Origin of the sequence: Janthinobacterium sp. SUN033 (assembly GCF_030397595.1) — a bacterium.
In the GTDB taxonomy this organism is placed as follows: domain Bacteria; phylum Pseudomonadota; class Gammaproteobacteria; order Burkholderiales; family Burkholderiaceae_D; genus Janthinobacterium; species Janthinobacterium kumbetense.
Genome location: NZ_JAPQNV010000004.1, coordinates 484,111 through 510,005 on the forward strand (window position 1 = coordinate 484,111; position 25,895 = coordinate 510,005).

At 62.1% G+C, this 25,895-nt stretch carries 19 protein-coding genes; 2 read left to right on the forward strand and 17 right to left on the reverse strand.

Features of this window, described 5'->3' with window-relative positions; all coding sequences use genetic code 11:
- The first annotated feature begins 19 nt into the window (after positions 1-19).
- A complete protein-coding gene (locus tag OX460_RS19325; RefSeq protein WP_289899607.1) occupies positions 20-1,285 on the forward strand; it encodes a DUF6445 family protein in 1,266 nt (421 codons plus the stop codon).
- Positions 1,286-1,368: 83 nt separating this feature from the next.
- Here the strand turns inward: OX460_RS19325 and OX460_RS19330 are convergent, their stop codons facing one another.
- The 17 genes from OX460_RS19330 to OX460_RS19410 all read right to left on the reverse strand — a co-directional run bounded on the left by OX460_RS19330 (position 1,369) and on the right by OX460_RS19410 (position 24,912).
- Entirely contained in the window at positions 1,369-2,310 is a 942-nt protein-coding gene (locus OX460_RS19330) for a LysR family transcriptional regulator (RefSeq protein WP_034752932.1), read from the reverse strand.
- 93 nt (positions 2,311-2,403) lie between these two features.
- Positions 2,404-3,378, reverse strand: coding sequence for a glycoside hydrolase family 43 protein (locus tag OX460_RS19335; RefSeq protein ID WP_289899608.1), 975 nt, complete (start codon positions 3,376-3,378; stop codon positions 2,404-2,406).
- 3 nt (positions 3,379-3,381) lie between these two features.
- Complete coding sequence (gene yjfF / locus OX460_RS19340) at positions 3,382-4,356, reverse strand: galactofuranose ABC transporter, permease protein YjfF (RefSeq protein WP_289899609.1); 975 nt, start codon at positions 4,354-4,356, stop codon at positions 3,382-3,384.
- Positions 4,353-5,435 (reverse strand): ABC transporter permease, encoded by a 1,083-nt coding sequence (locus OX460_RS19345; protein ID WP_289899610.1) that lies wholly within the window; start codon positions 5,433-5,435, stop codon positions 4,353-4,355. The genes yjfF and OX460_RS19345 overlap by 4 nt, the downstream gene beginning before the upstream one ends.
- Complete coding sequence (locus tag OX460_RS19350) at positions 5,432-6,985, reverse strand: sugar ABC transporter ATP-binding protein (protein WP_289899611.1); 1,554 nt, start codon at positions 6,983-6,985, stop codon at positions 5,432-5,434. The genes OX460_RS19345 and OX460_RS19350 overlap by 4 nt, the downstream gene beginning before the upstream one ends.
- A 9-nt stretch (positions 6,986-6,994) precedes the next feature.
- The gene (locus OX460_RS19355) at positions 6,995-7,969 is read right to left on the reverse strand and encodes an ABC transporter substrate-binding protein (RefSeq protein WP_077398584.1); all 975 of its coding nucleotides are present in this window, start codon (positions 7,967-7,969) and stop codon (positions 6,995-6,997) included.
- Positions 7,970-8,131: 162 nt separating this feature from the next.
- Positions 8,132-10,489, reverse strand: coding sequence for a beta-L-arabinofuranosidase domain-containing protein (locus OX460_RS19360; RefSeq protein WP_289899612.1), 2,358 nt, complete (start codon positions 10,487-10,489; stop codon positions 8,132-8,134).
- Between the two features lie 9 nt (positions 10,490-10,498).
- The gene (locus tag OX460_RS19365) at positions 10,499-11,533 is read right to left on the reverse strand and encodes an arabinan endo-1,5-alpha-L-arabinosidase (protein ID WP_289899613.1); all 1,035 of its coding nucleotides are present in this window, start codon (positions 11,531-11,533) and stop codon (positions 10,499-10,501) included.
- A 68-nt stretch (positions 11,534-11,601) separates the two neighbouring features.
- Positions 11,602-13,152 (reverse strand): alpha-L-arabinofuranosidase C-terminal domain-containing protein, encoded by a 1,551-nt coding sequence (locus OX460_RS19370; protein ID WP_251349497.1) that lies wholly within the window; start codon positions 13,150-13,152, stop codon positions 11,602-11,604.
- Positions 13,153-13,360: 208 nt separating this feature from the next.
- Positions 13,361-14,128 carry an SDR family oxidoreductase gene (locus tag OX460_RS19375; RefSeq protein WP_251349498.1) on the reverse strand — a complete coding sequence of 256 codons (768 nt, stop codon included), beginning with the start codon at positions 14,126-14,128 and terminating at the stop codon, positions 13,361-13,363.
- An 86-nt stretch (positions 14,129-14,214) separates the two neighbouring features.
- On the reverse strand, positions 14,215-15,792 hold the full coding sequence (locus OX460_RS19380) for an aldehyde dehydrogenase (NADP(+)) (protein WP_289899614.1): 1,578 nt from the start codon (positions 15,790-15,792) through the stop codon (positions 14,215-14,217).
- On the reverse strand, positions 15,789-16,781 hold the full coding sequence (gene araD1 / locus OX460_RS19385) for an AraD1 family protein (protein WP_289899615.1): 993 nt from the start codon (positions 16,779-16,781) through the stop codon (positions 15,789-15,791). The genes OX460_RS19380 and araD1 overlap by 4 nt, the downstream gene beginning before the upstream one ends.
- A gap of 12 nt (positions 16,782-16,793) precedes the next feature.
- Entirely contained in the window at positions 16,794-18,536 is a 1,743-nt protein-coding gene (locus OX460_RS19390) for an IlvD/Edd family dehydratase (RefSeq protein ID WP_289899616.1), read from the reverse strand.
- Between the two features lie 196 nt (positions 18,537-18,732).
- Positions 18,733-19,803 (reverse strand): aldose epimerase family protein, encoded by a 1,071-nt coding sequence (locus OX460_RS19395; protein ID WP_289899617.1) that lies wholly within the window; start codon positions 19,801-19,803, stop codon positions 18,733-18,735.
- A gap of 17 nt (positions 19,804-19,820) precedes the next feature.
- Positions 19,821-20,768 (reverse strand): glycoside hydrolase family 43 protein, encoded by a 948-nt coding sequence (locus OX460_RS19400; RefSeq protein WP_289899618.1) that lies wholly within the window; start codon positions 20,766-20,768, stop codon positions 19,821-19,823.
- Positions 20,769-20,792: 24 nt separating this feature from the next.
- Positions 20,793-22,145, reverse strand: coding sequence for an MFS transporter (locus OX460_RS19405; RefSeq protein WP_289899619.1), 1,353 nt, complete (start codon positions 22,143-22,145; stop codon positions 20,793-20,795).
- 109 nt (positions 22,146-22,254) lie between these two features.
- Positions 22,255-24,912 (reverse strand): TonB-dependent receptor, encoded by a 2,658-nt coding sequence (locus OX460_RS19410; protein WP_289899620.1) that lies wholly within the window; start codon positions 24,910-24,912, stop codon positions 22,255-22,257.
- Between the two features lie 302 nt (positions 24,913-25,214).
- Here OX460_RS19410 and OX460_RS19415 point away from each other — a divergent pair, with 302 nt between their 5' ends.
- Complete coding sequence (locus OX460_RS19415; RefSeq protein WP_289899621.1) at positions 25,215-25,892, forward strand: type 1 glutamine amidotransferase domain-containing protein; 678 nt, start codon at positions 25,215-25,217, stop codon at positions 25,890-25,892.
- Positions 25,893-25,895: the final 3 nt, after the last annotated feature.

Below are 25,895 nucleotides of genomic sequence, written 5' to 3' on the forward strand. Positions count from 1 at the left end.
ATTGCATCGGGATAGCGACATGGGCGAACAGACACTGGCGGAACAACATCTGGCAAACGGGCAACGGCTGCAACAGGCGGGCAAGCTGATCGAAGCGATCAATGCCTACCAGGCCGCGTACAAGCAAGACCCGGCCCTGGCCGAAGCGCAGCATTTCCAGGGCCTGGCCATGCTGGAATTGGGCCAGGGCGCCATCGGCCTGGGCCTGTTAAAACTGTCGCTCAAGCAACAGCCCGACAACGCCCTGTTCCACTACAACCTGGGCAACGTGCTGCGCGGCACGGACAGCGAGGCGGCGCTGGCCAGCTACGCCACGGCGGCGCGGCTGGCGCCGCACGAGCACGATTTCGCCATCAGCCATGCGGAATTGCTGATGGGAAAACAGCGTCTGCTGGAGACCATCGCCGAACTGGAACGGGCCCACGCCCTGCGTCCACAGCGTTGGCAAACCTTGCAGGGCCTGGCGGAGCTGTATTACCGCACGGGACAGCAGGAACTGGCGCTGGCCCGCTACGCGCAAGGCCTGGCGCTGCATCCGGCGCTGGCGCAAACGTGCTGTATCGGCTTTGCCAACCCGCAAGCGGAACAGGCGGAAGCATTGACGCCGCTCAATGTCGCGGACACCCTGCACGATTTTATCCGCGAAACGGACTTGCACATCCTCGACGATTTCTTGCCCGACCCGGCCGCCTGGCGCGCGCAGGCGCTGGCGTTGCCGTTCGAGCAGCAGCGCTACGCGGGACAAAACTATCCGGGCAGCCAGACGGCGGGCCAGCCCAGCCAAGCCATCATGGAGCGCATCGCCACGGCCCTGGGCCGCCCCATCCGTTTCATTTCGCCCGATAATGGCTCGTACCGCCTCAGCTATGCGGACGCCATGGCGCGCACGGATATCCACGTGGACAATGAGACGGGCAACAATTTCAATTTCTATGCGGGCGTGCTGTATCTGAACCCGCCCGAGCAGTGCCAGGGCGGCACCACCTTCTGGCGCCACCAGCCCAGCGGCTGGTACCGGAGACTGCCCGAGGCGGACGTCAAGGCGGGCGGCTACGCCAGCTTCAAGGATTTCCAGAAACGCTGGCTGCCGAACAGTAAAGTACAGAAATTCAACGACTTGCAGGAACAGCGCGACAGTTGGCAAGCCCTGCTGGAAGTGCCCATGCGCCACAACCGCCTGATCGTCTACAAGGGCCATTACTTTCACTCGATCAGCAATGTGTTTGGCGATACGCCGGAGAATGGCCGGCTGGTGCAGCTGTTTTTCTTTGAAGTGCCGGAATGAACACGCCGGGCTAGTGCCGGATTACTCAGCATAAATCCGGGGTCAGACCCGACGGGTCTGACCCCAGCTCTTCAGCCGTCGGGTCAATACATGTCCGCAGCCGTGGCGCGCACCGCTTTTAACAGCATGTCCGCGCCCGGCGACAACAGATGATCCTGCTGGCGGATGATGCCGAACGCATCCATCTTGCACGGCAGCTCGATGGGCAAAATGCTCAGCACGTTCAACGATTCGTAATAATGCGCCACTTCCGTCGGCATCACGTGCAGCGAGTCCGTTTGCTGCAGCAAGGACGTGATCAACAGCAAGGCGGTCGTGTCGACCACGTCCACAGGCGGTTCCTGGCCCGCGCGGCGGAACATCATGTCGAAGCGGTGGCGCAGGATGCTGCCTTGCGGCGGCAAGATCCACGGCTGGCCCGCAAGGTCCTTCAATTGCAAATTCTTGCGCGACAGCAGCGGATGGCCATTGCGCGCCACGGCGCTGGCCGGCTCTTCCGTCAATTCCTCGTAGATCAGGCCGGCGCTGCTTTCCTTTTCCAGGATGCGCCCGATCATGAAATCCAGGGTGCCGTGCTGCAGCATGTCCATCAGGGTATTGCTGTGCTCCAGGTGCACGCCGATGCGCATCAGCGGCGCCTGCTGCTTGATGCGGGCGATCGCGCGCGGCAGCAAGGCCATGGCCGGCGTCATGATGACCCCCACTTCCACCTGGCCCGTCAAGCCCGACTTCAGGGCGACGATATCGTCATGCGCCAGCGACAGACTCGTCAAGGCCATGCGCGCGTGGCGTATCATCGTCTCGCCGTAGATGGTCGGCTCCATGCCGCGCGGCAACCTGTCGAACAGGCGCACGTCCAGCATCTCTTCCAGGTCCTTGATTTGCTTGGACGCGGCCGGCTGCGTCATGTGCAATTCTTCCGCCGCGCGGTGGATGTTGCGCTGCTCGTCAAGGGCGATCAACAGCAGCAATTGCCGCGTCTTCAGGCGGGCTCGCAAGAACCAGTTGGGGTTGAGGGTATCCATGAATAAATCATATCATGATCGATATCGCTTCTAACTCAATATCGATGTTATAGATATCGGTGTGTCTCCTTTTTGTGTATCGTCAAGCAGCGTTCAGGATGCCTTGCAAGCGGCGCTGGGGTTGGCCGCCGGACCGGCCGTTTGATGGATGAATTCGATGGTGCCGTCCGGCTTGTATTTCAGTTCTTCCACGGCCACGGAGCGGCGGTACTCTCCGCCGCCGGGCAATTTGTCGTTGTGATAGAAGATATACGACTTGCCGTTGAATTCGATGATGGCCTGGTGAATGGTTTTTACGATGGCATTCTTGTCCATGATGGTGCCGCGGAAATGCCAGGGACCTGTCGGCGTGGGCCCCGTCGAGTACGCCGTTTCCTCGGGGAAGTTGCGCGAGTACGATAAATAATACGTGCCCGCATGCTTGTGCATATACGCCGCTTCCGTAAACGCATCCATGCCGAAGGTCAGGATCGGGCCGTCCAGCTCCGTCATATTCGCTTTCAGCTTGGCGTACTTCAAGACCGTGTTGCCCCAGTAAATGTAGGCTTGGCCATCCGTGTCGATGAAGACGGCCGGATCGATGTCGTCCCACGGGATCGCCGTCTGCTTTGTCATGTCGTTCGTGATCAGGGCGCTGCCGCGCGCATCGACGAACGGTCCGGTAGGGCTGTCGGACACGGCCACGCCGATGGCCTTGCCGGGGATGGTTTTATGGTCGACGGTCGAGTAAAAATAGTACTTGCCGTCGCGCTTGACGATGTCGCCCGCCCACGCATCCTTGCCGGCCCAGGCAAAAGTGGAAAAGCGCACGGGCGAGCCGTGATCCGTCCAGTTGGCCATGTCGCACGAGGAATACACGCGCCACTCGTGCATGCGGTAGTCAAGGTCCGTGGCGCTCGCTTCATCGTGGCCGACGTACAGGTACACCCTGCCATTGTCGACCAGCGCGGCCGGGTCGCCCGTATAAATATCTTTCACGATGGGATTGGCTGCCTGCGCGCCGAATGGGGCACAGGCGAGCGCCGCCGCCATGCCGATGGCTGCGGCACGTTTGTTCTGTTTCAACATTGATTAACTCCCGTTGGTATTTTTCTGGCCCATGGCCATCAGTCTTTGCACGACGCAAAAGACGAACAGCAAGCCGCCGATGACGATCTTGGTCCACCACGAGCTGAGCGTGCCGTCGAAGGCGATCAAGGTCTGGATGGTGCCCAGCACCAGCACGCCCGACAGCGCGCCCGCCACGTAGCCGTAGCCGCCGCTGAGCAGGGTGCCGCCGATGACGACGGCGGCAATCGCGTCCAGCTCCGTGCCTTGCGCATGCAAGCCATAGCCGGACAACATGTAGAACGAAAACAGCACGCCGCCCAGCGCGGCGCAAAAGCCGCTGAACGCATAGATCAAGACCTTGGTGCGGCCGACAGGCAGCCCCATCATCAAAGCCGACTGTTCATTGCCGCCGATCGCATACACGGCGCGGCCGAACGGCGTCGCATGCGCCAGCCAGATGGCCAGCAACAGGGTCGCCACGGCGATCACGACGCCGGGCGACACGAAGCCACCCAGGAAGCCCAGCTGGGTCTGCGACATGGCCACGAACAGCGGGTCGGCTATGGTGATGGAATTGATGCTGATCAAATAGCACAGGCCCCGCGCCAGAAACATGCCGGCCAGGGTGACGATGAACGGCTGCAATTTGAAATAATGGATCAGCGCGCCCATGCTGGCGCCAAATACGGTGCCCAGCGCCAGCACGGTGACGATCACCAGCAGCGGCGGCCAGTGCGCCACGTTGAGCAGCCAGGCGGCGATCATGGTCGACAGGGCCAGCACGGAACCGACGGACAGATCGATGCCGCCGGACACGATGACGAAGGTCATGCCGACGGCGATCACCAGCAAAAAGGCGTTATCGATCAACAGGTTAAAGATCACTTGCGTCGACAGCAGGCCCGGATAGGCGCCGCCGCCCAGGCCCAGCATCACCACCAGCAGCAAGACCGTGACGAGCGAGGTGAAATACGGGGTGTGCAGCAAGCCCTTCATGCTTTTCTCCGATGCAGCAATTGCTTGAATTCCGACGATTGCGACAGGCAGACGAGGAAGACGACGACCGACTTGACGACCATGTTCACTTCCGGCGGCACGCCCAGCGAATAGATCGTGTAGGTCAAAGTCTGGATGATGAGCGCGCCGATCATGCTGCCGACCAGGCTGAACTTGCCGCCGGCCAAGGAGGTGCCGCCCAGGGTGACGGCCAGGATGGCGTCCAGTTCCAGCATCAAGCCCGCATTGTTCGCGTCGGCGCTCTTGATGTTCGAGCTGATCATCAGCCCCGACAAGCCCGCGCAGGCGGCGCAAAAGACGTAGACGAAGAAGATCAGGGTCGCCGTCCTGATGCCGGCCAGGCGCGCGGCGACGGGGTTGATGCCGACGGCCTGGATGAACAGGCCCAGGGCGGTCTTGCGCATCAGCACGGCCGTGATGAGGAACACCAACGCCACAAGGAACAGCGAGAACGGCAAGCCGAACAGATAGCCGCTGCCGATGAAGAAGAAGGGCTGATAGTAGACGGTGACGATCTGTCCATCCGTCAACAATTGCGCCAGGCCACGCCCCGCCACCATCAGGATCAGGGTGGCGACGATGGGCTGCAAGCCCAGGCCCGCCACCAGCACGCCATTCCAGGCTCCGCACAGCAGGGCCGCGCCCAGGGCGGCCGCCAGGGCCCAGCCCATGGGAATGTTGCTTACATAGGTCGGCACGCCATTGTCCATCACCATGGTGCCGCCGATCAGCATGGCGGCCACGGTGCCGGACAGGGCCACGACAGCGCCCACGGAAATATCGATGCCGCGCGTGGCAATGACCAGGGTCATGCCCAGCGCCGCCAGCATCAGGGGCGCCGCGCGGTTGACGATGTCGATCACGCTGCCGTACAAATGGCCGTCACGGATTTCCAAGTGGAAAAAGCCGGGGATGGCGAAGAAATCGACCAGCAGCAGCAAGCACAGCGCGGCCAGGGGCCGGCTCAGGGGGTGATGTAAAACGGTATGCAAGGCGGACGTACCCGTAGTGGAAGCCGGACGCGCCAGCGGCGCGCTCGATGGCGTGGATAAACTCATGTGGCGTCTCCCGCAATCACTTGCAGCACGGAACTATCGTCGAGCTCGCCGCGCGCATAGTCGCCGCAGGCCTTGCGGTCGCGCATGACGAGAATGCGGTCGCTGCAGCGCAGCACTTCCGGCAATTCGGACGAAATGAACAGGATGGCCATGCCCTTGCGGCACAGCTTGCTCACATAACTCATGATTTCCTGCTTGGCGCGCACGTCGATGCCGCGCGTCGGCTCGTCTAAAATCAGCATGGCCGGCGACGTCACCAGCCAGCGCGCCAGCAAGGCTTTCTGCTGATTGCCGCCCGACAGGCTGCCGATGGGGGTTTCGATGCTGGCCGTCTTGATGCCGAGCGCTTTCACATATTCGTCGGCCAGCGTCTGCTGGCGTTTGAACGGGATGGCGCGCAGCAAGCCCGTGCGGGCCTGCAAGGCCAATATGATGTTTTCGCGCACGGACAGCGACAGGATCGCGCCCTCGTGCTTGCGGTCTTCCGAGCAAAAACCGATGTCCCGGGCAATCGCGTCGCGCGGCACGTGAAACTGATGCGGCTTGCCTTGCATGGTGATGCTGCCGGAATCGGCCTTGTCGGCGCCGAACAGCAGGCGCGCCAGTTCCGTGCGGCCGGAACCGAGCAAGCCGGCCAGGCCCAGCAATTCGCCCTGGCGGATGTGGAAATCCATGGGCAACAAGGCGCCCTTGCGGCCCAGTCCCGTCGCTTCCAGCACAGTCGGACCAAAGCTGACGGCGCCTGCTTCTTGCGCCAGATCAAGCTCTTGCGCCTGCGTGTCGGCCGCCACGCCGATCATCTTGTTCACCAGCGCCAGGCGCGACAGTTCGCTGCACGCATATTCCCCTTCGCGCTCGCCGTTGCGCATGACGGTGATGCGGTCGGAAATGGCGTAGGTCTGGTCCAGGAAGTGGGTGACGAAAAGTATCGCCATGCCCTGCTCGCGCAGGCGGCGCAGCACGGAAAACAGCAGATTGACTTCCGCCTCGTCCAGGCTGGACGTGGGCTCGTCGAGGATCAGCACGCGAGCCGAAATGTTCAGTGCGCGCGAAATGGCCACCATTTGCTGAATGGCCAGCGGAAAGCTGGACAGTTGCGCCGTGACATCGATATCGATCTGCAATTGCTGCAGCAAGGCACGCGCCTGTTGCTGCATGGAACGCCAGTCGATGGGGCCAAAGCGGCCGCCAAAGCGGCGCGGATAGCGGCCGATAAAAATGTTTTCCGCCACCGACAGGTTAGGGCACAGATTGACTTCCTGGTACACGGTGCTGATGCCCAGTCCCTGGGCATCCGAGGTGGACGCGGGCGCAATGGGCTTGCCATCGAGCAAAATCTGGCCGCTGTCGGGCGTGTAGACGCCCGTCAGCACCTTGATCAGGGTCGATTTCCCGGCACCGTTTTGCCCCATCAGGGTGTGCACTTCACCCGGATACAGGCGCAGGGCTACGTCGCTGAGGGCTTTGACGCCGGGAAAGGACTTGCTGATGCCGCGCAACTCCAGCAAGGGAGCTGGCGCGGCAGTGTGATGCGCTTGCGTCTTCATCATGCGGCAAGCTTAGTATTTACGGTTCGGGAATTCCTTGGCGGCCACCTCGGCAGGGAACACGCCTTCCACCGTCGTGATGCGCGCTGGCACGGGTTTACCGGCCACCACGTCGCGGGCGATGGACATCAATTGCGGGCCCAGCAGCGGGCTGCATTCGACGGTCACGTTCAGCTTGCCGGCGATCATGGCCTCGAACGCGCCTTTGACGCCATCGATGGAGATGATGATGATGTCCTTGCCCGGTTTCATGCCCGCTTCTTCAATGGCCTGGATGGCGCCGATGGCCATGTCGTCATTGTGCGCATACAGCACGTTGATCTTCTTGCCTTCGGCCTTGAGGAACGCTTCCATCACTTCCTTGCCCTTGGCACGTGTAAAGTCGCCCGTTTGCGAACGGATGATCTTCATCTTCGGATTCTTGCCCACCACTTCCAGGAAGCCCGCCTTGCGGTCGATGGCCGGCGCGGAGCCAACCGTGCCCTGCAGTTCGACGATGTTCAGCGTCGCATCCGGGGTTTTCTTGGCGTGCTCGAGCAGCCATTGCCCCGCGCGGCGGCCCTCTTCCACGAAGTCGGAACCGATGAAGGTGACGTACAGCGATTTGTCGGCCACGTTGACGGCGCGGTCCGTCAAGATGACGGGGATCTTGGCGGCCTTGGCTTCGCGCAAGACGGTATCCCAACCCGATTCGACGACGGGCGAGAAGGCGATCACGTCGACTTTTTGCGCGATGAACGAACGCAGCGCCTTGACCTGGTTTTCCTGCTTTTGCTGGGCATCGGCAAATTTCAGGGTGACGCCATCTTTCTTGGCTGCATCCTTGATGGAGACGGTATTGGCGGTGCGCCATTCGCTTTCGGCGCCCACCTGCGAAAAGCCCATGACGAGGGGCTTGGCGGCGAAGGCGGAAGAAGTAGCCAAGGTGGTGGCAGAAGCGGCCAGCAGCATGGCGCTGGCGAGGAGTGTGCGGCGTGTCAATGTCATTCTTGTCTCCAGTTTTTTTTGGAATACCATCACAGCCGGATGCCGGATGGGCGGTTTTTTATGAACCCATGGTAGGAGAAAGCAACATAGCCATCCAATCAATTCTTTTTCGCTTGCGATACCGATTTGCGTATCGGTAGAACGAGCCGGGTCCTTCTTCCCTCAGCGCAACAGGCGCAGCCCGTACAGACCGCCCGCCACGGAATCCTTGCCGGCGACAAATTTCACGCTGAGTTTGCCGTTGCCAGCCGCCACCAGGGCCTGGGGAATGGCGATATCGAGCGTGTGCAGTTCCTGCGGCGCATCGGCTGCCACGGTGACCGTTTGCAGTTTCGTGCCGTTGAGCAAGACGTCAAAGACGCGGCCCGCATCGAGGGTGGACAGGGTCAGGCGCAGGGTTTTCGCTTCGGCGTGCGGGTCGCTCAGTACATAGCTGAACCAGCCCGTCGCATGGCGCCAGTGCCGGCCCTTGTTGACGCCGTTTTCTCCCCCTTCCGCCTGGAAGTTGTGGTCGGACTCGGGCTGCTGTTGTCCCGGCGCCACCTGGTCGATGGTGAGCGCGTCGAGCGCCAGACGCTCGGATTCCGCCTGGCGCGTGCGTTCCTGCAGCTGCGCCAGCCTGGCCGGCGTGGATACGGGCCAGTACAGCATGTAGCGAGAGTCATGCAGGCGGAAGAAGGGAATCAGCCGCAAGGTGGCCGCATCCTTGCCCTGGATCAAGCCGGGCGCCGTGAAGGTCAGCGGCTGGCCCTTCACGGGTTTGATCTTGCGCATGAAATCCTTCTCGTCGCTGACGAACAGCGGTGACGATTCCAGCGGACACACTTGCCCTTGGGCGATATGGCCCATGCGCGTATCGTCGGCAAAATAGTTCAGTTGTTCATGGGCGAACGGCTGCGTCTTGGCGGCCAGCACGATGGGGCCATGCAGCACGGCATAGTAATTCGACTGGTCCGGCATCTGCTCCAGGCGCGTCGTCATCGGCAGCACGACATCGACGCTGTCGCCGGTTTTCCAGGCGCGCGCGATGGTCACGTACTCGCCCGGCACGCTATTCACGCGCAGCGCCTTGCCGTTGAGTTTGACGCGCAGCTTGCCCTTGGCTACCCACCGCGGGTAGCGGATCTTCAGGCTGAACGTTTTACTTCCTTGCACCGTGATGCGCGTCGTGTCACGGTCGGGGAACCGGGTCGATTGGACGATCCTGACGCCCTGCTCTTTCCAGTCCAGGGTGGACGCCATGAACAGGTTTACGTACAGCGCGTCGCCCTCATGCGCGTAGATGAACTCGCCATACTTGGCCTGGCTTTCGATGCCGGAACCCACGCAGCACCACATGCCCTTGTCCACTTGCGAATATACGCGGTAGTGGTTCGGGCGCATGGGCGTAAAGTAGACAAAGCCGCCCGTGCCGGGGCGCTGCGACGACAAAATGTGGTTGTACAGGGCGCGCTCGTAGTAATCCGCGTAGCGCACCTGTTCGTCGCGCTTGAACAGCTGTTCCGTCAGCTTGAGCATATTGTAGGTATTGCACGTTTCCGGCCCTTCGACCTCTTCCACCATCGAGGAAAAGTCGTGCTCGTCGTGGAAATGTTCCTTGACGCTGTTGCCGCCGATGGCCACCGTGCGCTTGTCGTGCACGGTTTGCCAAAAGAATTGCGCCGCCTGCTGCCAGTCGCGCCGGCCCGTCAGCGCGCCGATGCGCTCGAAGCCGATCACCTTCGGGATTTGCGTATTCGCATGCAAGCCCGTCAGCTTGTCCTGTTGCGCCACCAACGGTTGCAATATGGCCTGGTGCGAAAAGCGCACGGCCAGGTCCAGGTAGCGCTGCTCGCCCGTCATGGCGTAGACGTCGGCCAGCACTTCATTCATGCCGCCGTGCTCGGCACGCAGCATCGATTGCATCTGTGCATCCGTGAGCGAGGCCGAGAGTTTCACGGCCCAGTCCGACAAGGCGATCAGCATGGTTTTTGCTTGCTCGCTGCCCGCCTGCTGATACGCGTCGCGCAAGCCGGCAAACACCTTGTGCAGGTTGTACCACGGCACCCAGCGACCATTGACGGAAAAGGTGTCGGCCTGCATGTCTCCCTTGGCGATGGCTTGCCAGGCAGCGTTGCCGTCGGGAATGCCGCCCAGGTAGCCGTTGCCGTTGGCGTCCTGGCATTGCTTCAGTTCCGCCAGCACGTAATCGAGGCGTTCGCGCGCCTGCGCATCGCCCGTGGACGCCACCATCAGCGCCAGCGCGGACAGATAATGCCCGCCCAGGTGGCCATCCAGGCCCGTCGATTCCCAGTTGCCATAGCTGGGCTGCACCTGCGGCAAGCCCGCCTCGCGGCGGAACGGCGCCAGCAATTTATCGGGCTCGAAGGCCAGCAGGTAGTGCAAGTCCGTCGTCTGCGCATCGAGGAACGGTCCCGTCCCCAGGCGCACGGACGAGAGGGGAAACAGTTCCGCTGCCTGCAGGACAGGCGTGGCCAGGCCGCCGGCGGCCAGCGCCAGCGTCAACAAGGTCTTTTGCATGGCGCGCCCTTAGGGTTTGGCGGCCGGCAATTCGCGGCTGCGATAGCGGTTCAAGTCGCGGGGATCGACTTGCGGCCAGCCGTTCTTGTCCCACGTCATGGGCAGGATCTTGAGCTTCTGCAAGTAATTGTCCGCCGTTTCATACGCGTGCAGCACCAGGTAATCCTTGCCGTCGAAGGTGTAGGCGCTGTTGTGGCCCAGGCCCTTCCAATCCTTGTCGCCTTGCAGCAGCACCGTGCCGCCGCCCTGCGCCATGTCGCGGCCATCCCTGTCCAGGTAAGGGCCCGTCACGCTGGTCGAGCGGCCCACGGCCAGGTGATACGTGCTTTTTTCCTTCTGGCAGCACAAGCCCCAGGAAACGAAGAGGAAATACTCCTTGCCGCGCTGGAAGATGAACGGCGCTTCGATTTCCTCGGGTGCAGGCTTGAATTCGCCGGCCCGTGGCGGCAGCGGTGCGCGGCGCGCCAGGGAGTGCCACTCTTGCGGTTCCGCAATACGGGTCCAGTCGGGCGTCAATTTCACCAGCTTGATGCCGTTCCAGAATGAGCCGAAGGACATCCACGGCGTGCCGTGCTTGTCCGTGATGATGTTCGAATCGATGGCGTTCCACTCGTCGCGCTCGGGCACGGATTGCAGCAGCATGCCCTGGTCCACCCAGCGGTAATCGGGCGAACGGGGATTCAAGGTGGTATTGACGGTCACGCCGATGCCCGACGTATTCTTGCCAAAGCCGGACACCGAGTAGTACAGGTAATATTTTCCATCATGAAATTGCACGTCGGGCGCCCAGATATGGTCGTCAAACGATGGCGCGGCCGTCCTGGCCCAGGTCGGCTGGCCGGCAAACACGCGCCCTTCCGGCTGCCAGTCGAGCATATTCTTCGAGCTGTAAAAGGTGATGCCGGGCCCCGTGCTGTACAAATAATACGTGTCGCCTTCCTTGGCCATCACGGGGTCGTGCACGCTGACCTGGGCCGCGTGCGCGGCAGCCATGATCGCCAGGGTGCTCAGGATGGCGGCCGCGCCGCGCGTCAACATGTGCATCGTCTTCTCCAAAATGGTCAGCCGGCCCATCATGCGGGCCGGCTTGATGAATGACAAGGGGTGGCAGGCTAGTCGACCGCCACCACGACGACGGCCTTGGCGGGCACCGACACGGTCAGCTTGCCGCCTTGCGCCTTGGCATTAAACGCCACGGGCTGCACGGCTTGCGGTTGCGCAAAGCTGTTGACGGCATCCATCTTGCCTGCGGTCAGCACGCGGCCAGTCACGGCGGTCACTTTTTGCCCCGCCAGCGCCACGCTCACGTCGACGGCCTTGTGCGGATTCGTGTTGACCAAGGACAAGTACACCTTGCCATCCTTGGCGCGCGCGGCCGAGGCGCTCACTTCCGGAATACTGACCTTGCCCAGGCTGTACTTGCCATTGCCGCTGATGGCGACCGGCAAGGCCGTGGCGTCCTGGAACGGCACGTACATTTCAAACGCGTGATACGTGGGCGTGAGGAAATATTTATCCTTGTCCGTGATGATCATCGCTTGCAGCACATTGACCATTTGCGCGATATTCGTCATGCGCACCCGGTCCGCATGGGCGTGGAAAATGTTGAAATTCAAGGCGGCGACGAGGGCATCACGCAAGCTGTTTTGCTGGAACAGGAAACCCGTGTTGGTGCCCGGCTCCACGTCGTACCAGGTGCCCCATTCATCGACGTACAAGCCCGTCTTTTTCGAGGGATCGTTCTTGTCGATGGCGGCAAGATTGTTCTTGATCAAGCTATCGATGCGCAGGGTGCGGCTCAAGGTGGAAATCCATTCGTTTTCGCCAAAGCCCGTGGCCGCGCCCTTCTTTTCCCACACGCCGGTCGGCACCGTGTAGTAGTGGAAACTGATGGCGTCCATCATGTTCGGCTTGATTTCGCGGCTCAGGGTGCTGGACCAGCTGATGTCGTCGTCATTGCCGCCGCTGGCGATGAATTTCGGGCGCGCGCTTTCCGGCGTCTTCATGAAGGTGTGATAGTGCTTGTACAGGTCGGCGTAGTACTGCGGGCGCATATTGCCGCCGCAACCCCAGGCTTCGTTGCCGATGCCAAAGTAATCGACTTTATACGGCTGGGCGCGGCCATTCTTGCGGCGCAGCTCGGCCAGGGTGGACTTGCTGTCCGACGTCATGTATTCCAGCCATTCGGACATTTCCTGCGGCGTACCGGAACCGAGGTTGCCGTTGATATAGGTCTGCGCGCCCAGCAACTCGGCCAGGTCAAAGAATTCATGCGTGCCGACGGCGTTCGACTCTTCCACGCCGCCCCAGTTGGTATTGACCTTGGTCGGCCGCTTCTCGCGCGCGCCGATGCCATCCTTCCAGTGGTATTCATCGGCAAAGCAGCCGCCCGGCCAGCGCACCAGGGGCACGTGCAACTGCTTCAGCGCGCCCAGCACGTCGTTGCGCCAGCCTTTGGTATTCGGAATGGACGATTCCGGCCCCACCCACATGCCTTCGTAGATGCCCGTGCCCAAGTGTTCGGCGAACTGGCCGTAGATGTTTTTATTGATCACGGAACCAGGCTTGGCCGCATCGATGGTGACGCTGACGGGCGCGGCAAAAGCGCCGCCGACGGCCATGGCCAGGCTGAAGGCCACGATGCTGGTGTTGATACATTTCATGCTGTCTCCTGTTTTTAAGTGAAAAGCAAGGGCCGGGATCAACCCGGCAATGGATGTGGCGATGCCTCTCCTGCTACGGAGTGGGAGGCATACACGAATGGGGTAAGGCGGGAAGGCCCGCGGCCGACAAAACGCCCAGGGCTAGGCGCAGGGTCGCAGACAGTACGCTAGTACGGCAAGACCCTGCAACAACGCCCTGGACGTTTTGTCAGACCCAGCCGGCGTCGACGATGAACTCTTGACTCGAGCACATCGCGCCGTCATCGGAGGCAAGGAACAGCACCATGGCGGCGATGTCCTGTGGCATCAGCTTGCTTGGCAAGCATTGGCTTTTCTTGATTTCCACTTCCGCGGCCTCGTCGACCCACAGGTCGATCTGGCGCTGCGTCATGACCCAGCCGGGCGTGACCGTGTTGACGCGGATATTGTGCGCGCCGTAATCGCGCGCCAGGCCCCGCGTGAGGCCCACGACGGCCGCCTTGGTGGTGGCATACACGGGGTAGCCGCCCGACTTCATGTGCCAGGAAATCGAGCTGACGTTGATGATGGAACCGCCACCCTTGCGCTTCATGCCCTCGAAAACGGCCTGGCACGTGAAGAACATGGGACGTTGATTAATCGCAATACGCTCGTTCCAGTATTCCAGGGTGACATCCTGCGCCTGGTGGCGCTGGTCGTTGGCGGCATTGTTGACGAGGATATCGAAGTCGCCCAGTTGATCGGCCAGTTCGGCCATGACGGCTTGCAGAGAGGCAATATCCGTGATGTCGCAATGGCGGAACACGGGCGCCGTCCAGCCCGCTTCGGCCAGGCGGCGGCACAGGGCCTCGCTCGCATCCACGGCGATATCGACAAACGCCACCACGGCGCCCTGGGCGGCAAACTCCGCCACCAGGGATTCGCCGATGCCGCTGCCGCCGCCCGTGATGAACACGCGCTTGCCCTGCAAGCTGCCATATTTCGCCAATTGCTTCATCTTGTCTCCACCTGTTTATTTTTTATGTACAACGTGCAACGCAAGCTGGCGCGGCAAGGGCATCGGCCCCGCCGCGCAGCAGCTTTTTACTCCTTGCCGAGAACGCCATCCTTGCGGCGCCAGATCCCCAGCGGATTATCATCGCGCAGCGACTCCGGCAGCAAGTCCTGCAGCAGGTTCTGGTACGACACAGGGCGCAGGAAGCGGTTGATGGCCGCCGTGCCGACGGAGGTGCTGCGGCCGTCCGACGTGGCCGGGAACGGGCCGCCGTGCACCATGGCCGTCGACACTTCCACGCCGGTGGGGAAACCGTTGGCCAGGATGCGGCCCACGCGGCGTTCCAGCACGGGCAGCAAGCGGCGCGCGTCTGCCAGGTCGCCCGCATCCATCTGCAGGGTGGCCGTCAGCTGGCCTTCCAGGCTTTCCGTGATGGCGATCAATTGCTCGATGTCGCGGCATGCCACCAGCAGCGAAGCGGGGCCGAAGACTTCGTCGCGCAAGTCGTGCTTGGCCAGGAAAGCTTCGCCCGACGTGACGAACAGGGCGGCGGCGCCCTTGCCCTCTTCTCCCGTATTTTGCACCAGCGGCGTCACGTCCGCGTGCTGCGCCAAGGCGGCGACGCCCTTGGCATAGCTGCTGGCGATGCCGGCCGTCAACATGGTGGCGGCCGGCGCGGGCGCCAGCGCTTCGGCGGCAGCGGCGGCAAAGGCCGTAAAGTCGGCGCCTTCCAGGCCCAGCACGAGGCCGGGATTGGTGCAGAACTGGCCCACGCCCATCGTCAGCGAGGCCGCAAAACCGCCGGCGATCGCCGCGCCACGGGCGGCCAAGGCTTGCGGCAGCACAAACACGGGGTTGATGCTGCTCATCTCCGCGTAGACAGGAATCGGTTGCGGACGCTCGGCCGCCACCTTCATCAGGGCGATGCCGCCCGAACGCGAGCCCGTGAAACCGACGGCCTGGATGGCCGGATGGGCGACCAACGCCTGGCCGATGCCATTGCCCGTGCCCGTCAGCAAGGCGAACACGCCGGCCGGCAGCTTGCAGATGGCAATCGCCTTGACGATGGCGCGCGCCACCAGTTCCGACGTGCCCGGATGAGCGGAATGAGCTTTCAGGACCACGGGGCAGCCGGCCGCCAGGGCCGAGGCCGTGTCGCCGCCGGCCACGGAAAAGGCCAGCGGGAAGTTACTGGCCGCAAACACGGCGACGGGGCCCAGGCCGATCATGCGCAAGCGCAAGTCAGGACGGGGCGGCACGCGCTCCGGCAGCGGGCTGTCGATGCGCGCATCCGTCCAGGAACCTTCGCGCAGCAAGCCGGCGAACAGTTTCAACTGGCCCACCGTGCGGCCGCGTTCGCCTTCCAGGCGCGCGCGCGGCAAGCCGCTTTCCGTCATGGCGCGCACGATCAAGTCGTCGCCCAGTTCGCCGATTTGCGCGGCGATGGTGTCTAAGAAGTCGGCGCGCTCCGCGTCGCTGGTGGCGCGGAACGGGTCGAAGGCGGCTTGCGCCAGACGGCATGCTTCGTCGATTTGCGCTACGTCAACCATGTGGAAGGCGGGCGCGATGTGGGCGCGCGCGGCCGGGTCCCACGCTTCGAAGGAACCGCCATTGCCCTTGACGGCCACGCCGCCGATCAAGGCTTCACCGGTGATATGGAAACTCATAATGTGCTCACTTTCGCAAATTCGGTTGGGAAGACGTCGAGGCGGTTGCGCAAGGCAGGGCCAAAGGCCGGCGCTTCGATTTCAAAGGTTTCGCCCGGCGCCACGCTCACGCCATCGGCAAAGCTCAGGGTGGCCGTGCCAAAGAAATGCACGTGCACGTCACCGGGGCGCTTGAACAGCGGATACTTGAAGTGATGGTGTTCCAGGTTGGCAATCGTGTGCGACATATTCTCTTCACCACTGACGAAGGCCTTTTCCCAGCGCACCTTGCCCGCCGCGTCGAGCACGCGCGAAGTACCGGCGATGTGCGCGGGCAATTCGCCCACCAGCAGGGCCGGGCCCACGCTGCAGGCGCGCAACTTCGAGTGGGCCAGGTACAGATAGTTCTGGCGCTCCGTCACGTGGTCCGAGAATTCATTGCCGATGGCGTAGCCGACCCGGTAGGGCTGGCCGTCGTCGCCGATCACGTACAGGCCGGCGATTTCCGGCTCTTCGCCGCCATCGAGGGCAAAGTCCGGCATGCGCAGCGGCTGGCCGCCCGCGCGCACGATGGAGCCGTCGCCCTTGTAAAACCATTCGGGCTGCGCGCCGGCCGTGCCGTCAGCCGGCTTGCCGCCTTCCACGCCCAGGCGGAACATTTTCATCGAGTCGCTCAGCGATTCGGCGTCGCCGCCGATCTTCTTGTGCATGGCGTCGCGCGCGCCGGCGCTGCCCAGGTGGGTCAGGCCCGTGCCCGTCACGTAGCAGTGCGCCTCGTCCGCATGGTCGAGCGGCGGCAGGACGCGTCCGGCAGCGGCCACGTCCGCATAGGAATGCGTGGCGTTGCCGACGGTAGCATTCACCAGGTCCGCCAGATTGATACGCTTGCGGATGGCGTCTTGCGCCAGTGCATACGTCGTGTTGTAGCCTTCGATGACGCGGATCACGTCGTCTTGCAGCAGGCCGACGAGGCGGCCGCCATGTTCATTCGTAAATTGCAGCAACAGCATGGAATTCTCCGCTTAGTGTGAGTGGCGCGGCACGGCGGAACCGCGATTGCCGACCAGGAAGTCGAAATCGCAGCCTTCGTCGGCCTGCAACACGTGTTCGATGTACAGCTGCTGGTAGCCGCTCTTCGGTCCGGGCGCGCTGCCCAGTTCGCGGGCCGCCAGGCGTTCGGCAATTTCCGTGTCGCTGATGTCGATGTTCAGGCTGCCGTTGTGGCAATCGAGGGCGATCATGTCGCCATCCTTGACGATGCCCAGCGGGCCGCCCGCCATCGCTTCCGGCGCCACGTGCAGCACGACGGTGCCGTAGGCCGTGCCGCTCATGCGCGCATCCGAGATGCGCACCATGTCGGTGATGCCTTGCGCCAACAGTTTCGGCGGCAAGCCCATGTTGCCCACTTCGGCCATGCCCGGATAGCCTTTCGGGCCGCAGTTCTTCATGACCAGCACGGAGTTCGCGTCCACGTCCAGATCCGGATCAAGGATGCGTGATTTATAGTGCTCGAAATCCTCGAACACGACGGCCTTGCCACGGTGCTGCATCAAATGCGGCGAAGCGGCAGACGGTTTCAATACGGCGCCGCGCGGCGCCAGGTTGCCGCGCAGCACGCAGATGCCGCCATCGGCCAGCAGCGGGTTGTCCAGCGTGCGCACCACTTCATCGTTGTAGATCGGCGCTTCGACGCAGTTGTCCCACAGCGACTTGCCGTTGACGGTCAGCGCATTCTTGTGCGGCAACAAATCGCCCTCGCCCAGGCGGCGTATGACGGCCGGCAAACCGCCCGCATAGTAAAACTCTTCCATCAGGAAACGGCCCGACGGCAGCAGATCGACGATGGTCGGCGTGCCGCGGCCCACACGGGTCCAGTCTTCCAGCTCCAGCGGCACGCCGATGCGGCCGGCAATCGCCTTCAGGTGGATCACGGCATTGGTCGAACCGCCGATGGCGGCGTTGACCTTGATGGCGTTTTCAAACGCTTCGCGCGTCAGCACTTTCGACAGGCGCAGGTCTTCGTGCACCATTTCGACGATGCGGATGCCCGACATGTGCGCCAGCACGTAGCGGCGCGAATCGACGGCAGGGATGGCGGCGTTGTGCGGCAGCGACGTGCCCAGCGCTTCAGCCATGCTGGCCATGGTCGAGGCCGTACCCATGGTGTTGCAGGTACCGGCCGAGCGCGACATGCCCGATTCGGCCGACATAAACTGGTGCAAGGTGATGGAACCGGCCTTCATCTGCTCGTGCAACTGCCATACGGCCGTACCGGAACCGATGTCCTTGCCATTCAACTTGCCGTTCAGCATGGGGCCGCCGCTGACGACGATGGTGGGGATGTCGACGCTGGCCGCGCCCATCAGCAGCGCCGGCGTCGTCTTGTCGCAGCCGACCAGCAGCACGACGGCATCCATCGGGTTGCCGCGGATCGATTCTTCCACGTCCATCGAAGCCAGGTTGCGCGTCAGCATGGCCGTCGGGCGCAGATTCGATTCGCCGTTCGAGAAGACGGGGAATTCCACGGGGAAACCGCCCGCTTCCAGGATGCCGCGCTTGACGTGTTCGGCCAGCTGGCGGAAATGGGCGTTGCAGGGAGTCAGTTCGGACCAGGTATTGCAGATGCCGATGATGGGCTTGCCGTGAAACTCGTGGTCAGGTATGCCCTGGTTTTTCATCCAGCTGCGGTACATGAAGCCGTTCTTGTCCTGCGAGCCGAACCACTCGGCAGAGCGCAGGGCAACCTTCTTTTTTGTCTCAGACATGCCATTCTCCTGGTTGTGCCATGCCGGATCTAATGTCGTCGGCCCGGGCAGCGATGTTGGAATACTAAAGAATCCTGCCATGCCTTTCCAATCAATTTTTAATGCGTTCCGATACCGAAAACGGTATCAGCATGCCGTAATGAAAACGCCCTGCGGGCACGTGGCGGCAGGGCGTGGGCTGTTTTCGCAGGGATACTTATCCGGCGGAAAAGCGGTACACGGTGTGCGTCCGATACTCCTCGCCCGGACGCAAGATGCTGTTCGGGAAGTGGGACTGGTTCGGCGAATCCGGGAAATGCTGGGTTTCCAGGCATAGCGCGCTGCGGTAGCCGTTGGCGCGCAGCTTGCCGGGCTGGCTGCCGTCGAGGAAATTGCCGGAATAGAACTGGACGCCGGGCTCCTGCGTGTACACCTGCATCACCCTGCCCGATTGCGGATCGCGCACGGTAGCGGCCAGGCTGAGCAGCTGACCGGGCTGTTGATTCAGCACAAAGTTGTGGTCGTAGCCACGGCCGATGCGGAGCTGTTCGTGCGGCAGGGCGATGCTGTGGCCGATGACGGTGCTCTGGCGCAAGTCGAACGGCGTGCCGGACACGTCCGCCAGTTCGCCCGTGGGAATCGAACCCGCATCCACGGGCAGGTAGCGGTCCGCGTTGATCGTCACCTCGTGGCCGAGGATATCGCCCTGCCCCGCCAGATTGAAATAGCTGTGGTTGGTCAAGTTGACGGGCGTGGCCTGGTCCGTCACGGCGTGGTAGCGCAGGCTCAGGGCGTTGTCGTTGTCCAGTTCGTACACGACGGTCACGTCCAGCTTGCCCGGATAGCCATCTTCGCCGTGCGGGCTGCTGCGCGTGAACGTGACGCCGGCGGCATCGTCCCGGCTGAACGGCTCGGCCTGCCACATGACCTGGTGAAAGCCCTGGTTGCCGCCATGCAAGTGATTCGGTGCATTGTTGACGGCCAGCTGGTAATCCTTGCCGTCGAGGCTGAAGCGTCCCTCGGCAATACGGTTGCCGAAACGCCCGATGACGGCGCCCAGGAAAGCGCCATTGGCCAGATAGGGTTCGAGGCGCTCGAAACCAAGCACCACGTCGGCCAACGTGCCGTCGCGGTCCGGCACGTGGATTGCGCTGATGATGGCGCCAAAGTCGAGCACCTTGACTTGCATGCCCTGGCGGTTCGTCAGGGTAAACACGGTGACGTGCTGGCCACCGGGCAGGATGCCGAACGGCGCTTGCGTCACTGAAACAGAATCAACTGGGGTCATGGCGTCGGGTCCAGGTTTTACAGGGTCGATGAGCGGCCAAACACGGGCATGCCTTGCGCATCCCAGCGCAGCGGTTTGACGAACGTGTGGCGATCCGGGTTCCACAGCGGATCGCCGACGATTTCCGTGTAGGTGCGGGCATGGTACACCAGCAATACGCCGTCGCCGTCCTCGGCCGTCGTGAAGCTGTTGTGGCCGGGGCCGTAGATGCCGTGCTCGTAGCAGGTGGCAAACACGGGCTCGGGCGACTTGCTCCACGAGAACGGGTCGAGCAGGTCGGCCGACGCATCGGCCCACAGCAAGCCCATCGCATAATTTTCATCGGTGGCGCTGGCCGAATAGCTGATGAAGATCTTGCCATTGCGTTTCAACACGGACGGCCCCTCGTTGACCCAGAAGCCGCGGATTTCCCAGTCGAATTCCGGCTTGCTCAGCATCACGGGCGGACCGGCCAGCTGCCACGGCGTGGCCATCGGCGCGATATACAGGTTCGAATTGCCTTCGATGGCCACATCTTTCTGCGCCCACAGGTAGTACAGCACGCCGTCGTGCTCGAACGTGGTGGCGTCCAGGCAAAAGGTGTCGATGCCCGTATCGATCTGGCCCATGAATTCCCACTCGCCTTCCAGCGGGTTGGCATTCGTATTGCGGATCGCATACATGCAGTGCTGGAACAGCTTATGCTTGATTTCGCGGCTCGGCGCGGCGGCGAAATACACATACCAGGCGCCCTGATTGAAGTGCAATTCCGGCGCCCACACCAGTTCGCTGTACGGGCCCGTGTCCGGCTTGTGCCACACGTCGACCGTGGGCGCGTCGGCCAGGCCGGCGATGCTGTCCGCACGGCGCAGTTCGATGCGGTCGTACTGGGGCACGGAGGCCGTAAAGTAATAATAGCCGTCGCTGTGACGGTAGATATGCGGGTCGGCCCGTTGTTCGATCAGCGGTTTCAAGACGTCAGCCATATTGCCTACTCCAAATAATTAATCTCATGCAGCGACGTAGCCGCGCTTGTGCATCTCTACCTTGACACCCGTGTAATAGCTGTCGCTGATGCGGTACTTGAACATCAGCAAGCCCATCAGCAGGTGAAAGAAGCCGGGGATGATCGACAGCATCAGGGCGATGCCGTTCAGGGCGAATTGCGTTTGCTCATGGTTGGGCTGGTAGTCGAAATACGCGAGCAGCACGCCCACCAGACCGCCCGCCACCGCCATGCCCGCCTTCTGGCAGACGGAAATGCCGCCAAAGGCGAAGCCGGAGACGCGCTTGCCCGTCTTCACCTGTCCATAGTCGATGGTTTCCGCGATGGCCGACCAAAATACGGGCGCATGCAAGTCCACCACGAAGGACAGCAGGAAATACAGGGCGAAAGCCAGCACGGTGTCGCTCGGTTTTACAAAGAAATAGATCGCCAGGCTGATCAGCGCGACGCCGATCTGCGTGTAGCGGAACAGTTTAACTTTGCAATAGAACTTGGTGATCCAGGTCGAGGCGATCATGGCCAGGATGGCGGCCACCACGCCCGTGGTCAAAAAGGCAGCCACCGTTTCCGTGCTGCCGCCCAGATAGTATTTCGCGTAATAAATGGCGACGGAACCGCGCACCACGTAGCCGATGGTGCCCGTGACGCACACGCCGCACAGCACCAGCCACTGGTCGTTCTGCAACAGCACTTTCAATTGCGCCAGCAACGATTGCTTTTCCACTACGTGCACGACCCGCTCGGTGGTGGAGAAATAGCAGAACAGGAACAGGGCCACGCCCATGACGGCCATCACGGCCATGGCTGCCTGGTAGCCGACGGCCGGGTTGCCGCCGCCCCAGCGCTGCGACAGGACCGGCACGACGATGGTCACCATGAAGGCGCCGATCTTGGCGAAGAACAGGCGGTAGCCGTTGGCCGACAGGCGGTCCTGCGGGTCGCTCGTCAAGCCGCTGATCAGGGAAATATACGGGATGCCCACGCCAGCCGTCATGATCGTCATCAGGATATATGTGGAATATGCCCAGATCAGCTTGGCGTCATACTGCCATTCGGGCGTGCTGAAGACAAAGAAGACGCTGACGCCATACGGCACGGCCAGCCACAGCAGGTAGGGGCGGTAGCGGCCCGAGGCAAAGCTGTAGCGGTCCGTGATCTGGCCCATGACGAGGTCGGCGATGGCGCCGATGACTTTCACGGCCACGAACAGCAGGGCCAGGTCCGTGGTTTTCAAGCCATAGATATCGGTATAGAAAAAGGTGATGATCAACATCATCGACGAAATGACGACATTGAGCGCCATGTCGCCGGCGCCGAAGCCGACCTTTTCAACGGTGGATAATTTTTGCGTCTCCATGCTTTCCGTCCATTCTTTTTATGATGAATCGTGCGTGACTGTCCAACTGACAGGGGCGTTGCCGGCCGAAACCATGGCAACGCCCTTGATTTTTTACTGTGCGATCAACTTACATTTTCCAGCGTAAAGAGAGGCCAACTGTCCGGTCATAGCGGCGCGTATCGCGCGCATACACGCCAGGCTCGTTCCAGTAATCCTTGAACTTGGTATCGAGCAAGTTATTCCCATCGAAGGTCACGGTGAACTGCTCGTTGATCTTGTACGACAACGAACCGTCGAGCTGGGCCGTCGGCGCCACCTTCAAGTCCAGGCCGGGGCCGCCCTGGTTGTAGCTGTCGATGAATTTCGAGCGCCAGTTGTAGGCCAGGCGGCCCGACCAGGCGTCTTTTTCGTACAGCAACACCAGGTTGTAGGCATAGCGCGACACGCCCGTGATCGCATGGCTGCCCGTCTCGTCGTCGGTCGTGCCGCTCATGTAGGTGCCGTTCGCTTGCAAGCCCAGGCCGCTCAAGATGCCGGGCAAGCCGTCATAGAACTGCTGGTAGCCGATTTCCAGGCCTTGCAGCTTGCCCGCCGCCGTGTTGTACGGGCGGTCCACGTCATATGTCTTGCCGGCAATGGTTTCGCTGGAAATGCGTTGCTGGATATACCCGTCGAACTTGTGGTGGAACACGGTGGCGGTGACGGAACCGGCCGGCGCGAAATACCATTCCAGTGCCGCGTCGACATTGTCGCCCACGACCGGTTTCAAATTCGGATTGCCGCCCGCGCCCGTCGCCTTCACCGTTTCCGTCGAGTTGACGAGGGCCACGCCCGGATTCAGCTGGGCAAAACCGGGGCGGCTGATGGTGCGGCCCGCCGCAAAGCGGCCGACCAGGTCGGCGCGCAGCTTGATTTTCAGGGCCACGCTCGGCAGCACATCGGTGCTAGACGTGTCGCTGATGACGGGCGTGTAGACGCCATCCTGCGAGCTGTTGCCCTGCAAGCTTTGTTCGGTGCGCACGACGCGCACGCCCAGAGTACCGTCGACGGGATAGTCAGCCAGCTTGAAGGCGACCTTTGCCTTGGTGTAGATGGAATACGTCTTTTCCGTGTCCTTGAAGAACGAACCCGGATCCATGGCGCGCGCCGCGCTGCTGCCCGTGACGGCCTGGCGCACGGTGCCCGTGTTATTGAGCAAGAAACTGGCGCATGGCGTGTACCACTGCTTCAAGCCATAGTCGGGTCCGCCGCTGGACATCGATTCCGACAAGCAATTGAGGCCTGGAATCGACGTCACGCCCTGGCGGCTGAATGGAAATGCGGCGCCGGACACGTCCGGTGCTTCCGCATTGCCTTCATAGCTTTTGATCGATTCGGCTTCGCGCTTGACGCCGCGCAAGCCGACGCTGATTTCCTTGAAGATGCCGCCGGCACTCGGCGTGTAGGCCAGGTCGGCGCGCACATCGTTCGAGCTGCCCTGATCCTGGCCATAGCGGTCGAAGAAGCCCTTCAAATAGTAATTCGACGGGTCTTGCAAGTCGATGCCCGTGTAATCGACGTGCAAGGTGCCGTTCTGGTTGGTATTGATGGTGGCGTTCGGCACTTGCGTGATGGCGTCGAGGATGGGGTTGCGCCATTTGAAGGTACTTCTGGTGCTGGCCACCTCCGACGTGAAACGCCATTCCGGGTTGATATCCCACAAACCGCCGACGGCAAACTGGTGCGTCTTCGTCTCGTTCTTGTTCGCCTGCGTCGACATGATGGTGTTCACGTTGGTCGAAGTCAATGTTTGCAGCTGGTTGGTGCCAGGAATTTTGGTGGCCGACACGGGCGTGCCCCACCATGGCAAGCCGACGAAGTAATCGGACTCGGCATCGAGCAGGAAGCGCGTGGCCATGCCTTCCGCGTACAGCTCGACATCGGCGTTCGGACGCCATTGCAGCACGGCATTGGCGGTCGTGCGGCGGCGGTCGCCCTTGATCGGCAGCAAACCCACCTGGTCCGGCCCCGTCAAACCGGGCGACAGGAAACTTTTATCCACGGGCGCCGTATTGAATGCGCGTTCTTCATGGTAACGGTGCTGCTGCTGCGACAAGCCCAGCAGCGCGCCCACTTCACCGATGCCCGTCTTCCAGCGGTTCGCCACCATGCCGCTGATGTTCGGGTCGGTGGCTTTCGATTTGTCGCTGTAGACGGCGCGCGTATTCACGCTGGCCGTAAATTCCTTGAAGTCGAACGGGCGGTTGGTGCGCACGTCGATGATGCCGGCCACGCCGCCTTCGACCTGGTCCGCGCCCTGCGATTTATACACGTCCACGCGCTGCAGCATGGTGGCGGGAATGTCGGCCAGGTTGACGTAGCGGCCCGTGGTGGTGAACAGTTCGCGGCCATTGAGCAGGGTCGTGACATCGCGCAAGCCGCGGATCATGACGGCGCTGGCCTCGCCCGAATCGCGGCGGATCTGGATGCCGGAAATGCGCGCCAGGGTTTCGGCAACATTGTTATCAGGGAATTTGCCGATGTCGTCGGCGACGATGGAATCGATGACCTGGTCCGAGCGCATCTTGATCTGCTGCGAATTTTGCGCCGAGCGGCGCACGCCGCTGACGGTCACGACCGACACTTCCGCGGCAGGCTCGGCACTGGCATCGGCCGCCACCGCCTCCTGCGCCCATACCGAAGCCGTGCTCAGCAAGCCAATACCGGCCAATGCCACAACGGCTGCCTTCAAGGTGAATGGACGAGGGGAAGTGGCCGCGAGCGGACCGGTGGCGTTGCGCATCATGAATCTCCAGATATTGTATTGATATTTTTGCACTGCTTGCATGTCGTTCGCATGCTCGGCGTTTATCTTAGGGGCTGGGCGATAATCTCTCCAATCAATTTTTCCACTGTTTCGATATCAATTTTGATATCGGCAACTGGAACACTTTGGAGGTTGCAAACGGACAACGGCAGGGGCGTCGCGGGCGTTTTCATCAAAGGCCGGCACAAAAAACAGGCAGCACTGGCGTGCAGCATGAAAGTGCGAACAGGACTAAGCTGATGGCGTAACACTCCCCCCACACCGCTTGCACAGGAGTTCGCATGAACGTTTTAATGGTATTGACCTCGCACGACCAGTTGGGCGACACGGGCCACAAGACCGGCTTCTGGCTGGAAGAATTCGCCGCCCCGTATTACGTGCTGAAAGACGCGGGCGCGCACCTGACCCTGGCTTCGCCCAAGGGCGGCCAGCCGCCGCTGGACCCGAAAAGCGACGCCCCCGAATCGCAGACGGCCGCCACGGCCCGCTTCAAGGCCGACCCGGCCGCCCAGGCCGCGCTCGCTTCCACCGTCCTGTTGTCCAGCGTGCAAGCGGCCGACCATGACGCCGTGTTCTATCCGGGCGGCCACGGCCCCCTGTGGGACTTGGCCGAAGACCGGGACTCGATCGCCCTCATCGCAGCGCTGCAGTCAGCCGGCAAGCCCGTCGCCGCCGTCTGCCACGCTCCCGGCGTCTTGCGCCACGTCAAAGGCGGCGATGGCCAGCCTCTCGTGAAGGGCAAGCAGGTGACGGGTTTCACGAATACGGAAGAAGACGCCGTGGGCTTGACGAAAGTCGTGCCCTTCCTGGTGGAAGACATGCTCAAGGATAACGGCGGCATCTACTCGAAGGGCGCGGACTGGGCGCCATATGTGCTGACGGACGGCATCTTGATCACTGGGCAGAATCCGGCCTCGTCGGAGGCGGCGGCGCAGGCGTTGCTGCGGTTGCTGAAGTAACGC